Annotated in this window: 3 protein-coding genes; all 3 read left to right on the forward strand. The window is 69.8% G+C overall.

Going from position 1 to position 2316, the window contains the following annotated elements:
• The first annotated feature begins 1 nt into the window (after position 1).
• Positions 2-1453: a gluconate:H+ symporter gene (locus E2651_RS42665; RefSeq protein WP_135336638.1), complete on the forward strand. Its 1452-nt coding sequence runs from the start codon at positions 2-4 to the stop codon at positions 1451-1453.
• A 217-nt stretch (positions 1454-1670) separates the two neighbouring features.
• Positions 1671-1928, forward strand: coding sequence for a hypothetical protein (locus E2651_RS42670; protein ID WP_135336639.1), 258 nt, complete (start codon positions 1671-1673; stop codon positions 1926-1928).
• Entirely contained in the window at positions 1925-2302 is a 378-nt protein-coding gene (locus E2651_RS42675) for a hypothetical protein (protein WP_209446392.1), read from the forward strand. Before E2651_RS42670 ends, E2651_RS42675 begins: the two co-directional genes overlap by 4 nt.
• The last annotated feature ends 14 nt before the right edge of the window (positions 2303-2316 follow it).

A 2316-nucleotide genomic window follows, 5' to 3' on the forward strand; every position in this document is an offset into this window, starting at 1 on the left:
TATAAGAGACAGGCCACCCCACACCGGCGGAATCCTCACCCTGATCGACGGCACGGCAGGCCTCCTGACCGTCGCCGCGCTCGGCATCGTCCTGCTCCTCTTCCTGATCATCAAGGTCAGGCTGCAGCCCTTCGTCGCGCTGCTCGCGGTCTCCATAGTCGTCGGCCTCTCGGCCGGCCTCTCCGTCACCGAACTCTTCGGCACCGTCCAGAAGTCCGACGCCGTCTCGGTCATCGAGTCGGGCATGGGCGGCATCCTCGGCCATGTGGCGATCATCATCGGCCTCGGCACGATGCTCGGCGCGATCCTCGAAGTGTCGGGCGGCGCGGAGGTGTTGGCGTCCCGCCTGCTCGGCATGTTCGGCGAGAAGCGAGCGCCCCTGGCCATGGGCCTGACGGGCCTGATCTTCGGCGTCCCGGTCTTCTTCGACGTAGGCATCTTCGTCCTGGCCCCCATCGTGTACGCGGCGGCCAAGCGCAGCGGCAAGTCGATCCTCCTCTACTGCCTCCCCCTCCTCGCGGGCCTGTCGATGACGCACGCGTTCCTGCCCCCGCACCCGGGCCCGGTGGCGGCGGCGGGACTCCTCCACGTCGACCTCGGCTGGGTCATCCTGATGGGCATCGTCTGCGGCATCCCGGCCGTCCTGGCCGCCTGGGTCTTCTCCGCCTGGGTCGGCAAGCGCATCTTCGTACCCGTCCCGCAGGACATGGTCGAGGCCGCCGACGAGGCGAAGACGGCGGTCGTCGCCGAGCAGCGCGCCGCGGGCGTCGAGCCGCGCGAGAAGCCGGTGCCGCTCGGCACGGTCTTCGCGATCATCGGCACGCCACTGTTCCTGATCCTCCTGGCCACGTTCTCGTCGATCGCCTTCGACCCCTCCACGTTCCGCTCGGTGATCGAGTTCTTCGGCAGCCCGTTCGTGGCCCTGACGATCGCCCTGCTGATGGCGTACTACTTGCTGGGCATCCGGCGCGGCTGGTCCCGCAAGTCCCTTGAGACGGTGTCGACTTCATCCCTGAAGCCGGTCGGCAACATCCTCCTGGTGGTCGGCGCGGGCGGCATCTTCGGCGCGGTCCTCAAGGCGAGCGGCGTGGCCGCGGCCCTCTCGGACACGTTCCAGGACGTAGGCCTGCCGATCATCGTCCTCGCCTACCTGCTCTCCCTGGTCCTGCGCGTCGCCCAGGGCTCGGCGACGGTGGCGATCGTCACGACGGCCGGCATCGTGGCCCCCCTCCTCTCCGAGGGCGACCACTCCCAGGCCTTCGTCGCCCTGGTCATCATGGCGATCTCGGCGGGCTCGATCTTCGCCTCGCACGTCAATGACGGCGGCTTCTGGATGGTGGCGAAGTACTTCGGCATCTCGGAGCGGGACACGCTGAAGACGTGGACGGTCCTGGAGTCGGTGCTTTCGGTGGCCGGGTTCGCGGTGGCTGCTGTAGTGAGTCTGTTCGTGTAGCGGGACTGTTCGTATGACGCCAGATCTTCTTCTGGTCGTGTGACGGGAGATCTTCTACCCGTGCGTCGATGGGGCGCCTCCGGCCGCAATGGCCGGGGGCGCCCTTCGGTATGTGGCGGAAGTGCGCCGTCACTGGGCCGGTCGCTTTCGTCGAGGCGGATGCCACTTATGGGTACGGGTACGTACCCGTAGCGTGAGATGGGGAAGGGAGCGCACCATGACTGACGCCAATATCCGCATTCCTGAGGAAGCCAAGGACCGGCTGGCCGCCATAGCGGCCGGCGAGGGGCTGTCGCTGCGGGCCTACCTGGCGCGTCTCGCCGAGACCCTCCTGACTCCCGAGGAACGCGCCGCGCGGGCCGAGCAGGCCCGCATCGCGCTGCGGGAGTGGAACGGTTACGCGCCGAGCGCCGACGAGCGGCGGGATCTCGACGCCGAGCTTGACCGCCGCCTGGCGCGGGTGACCGGCCGGTGAGCGAGACGCACATCGTCCTGGACAAGTCCGCCATGGCCGCCGCGGGCCGTGGCAACGCACTCGCGTCCCGGCTCATCCACCGCGCCCACGCCGAGGCGGGCTGGTTCCTGTACGCCACCGCCTGCGCGCTGGTCGAGGCGGACCGCGCCCGTCCGGGGACCGCCGAGCACCTGGCCGCACTGCCCGGCATCACGGTCCTGGACCTGGACCTGCCTGCCGCGCTGGCGATGGCCGAGCAGCAGACCTGGGCCGACGCCCACACGGAGCATGCCGCCCAGCCCGCCCTTGACCGGCCTTCCGGTGCAACCGTCGCCACCACGGTCCCCCAGCAGTGGGAGGGGCGGCCGGTCCGGGTCCTGGATCTCGGCCCCTGACCCCGCCCCCGCCG

Origin of the sequence: Streptomyces sp. MZ04, assembly GCF_004684775.1 — a bacterium.
GTDB lineage: Bacteria > Actinomycetota > Actinomycetes > Streptomycetales > Streptomycetaceae > Streptomyces.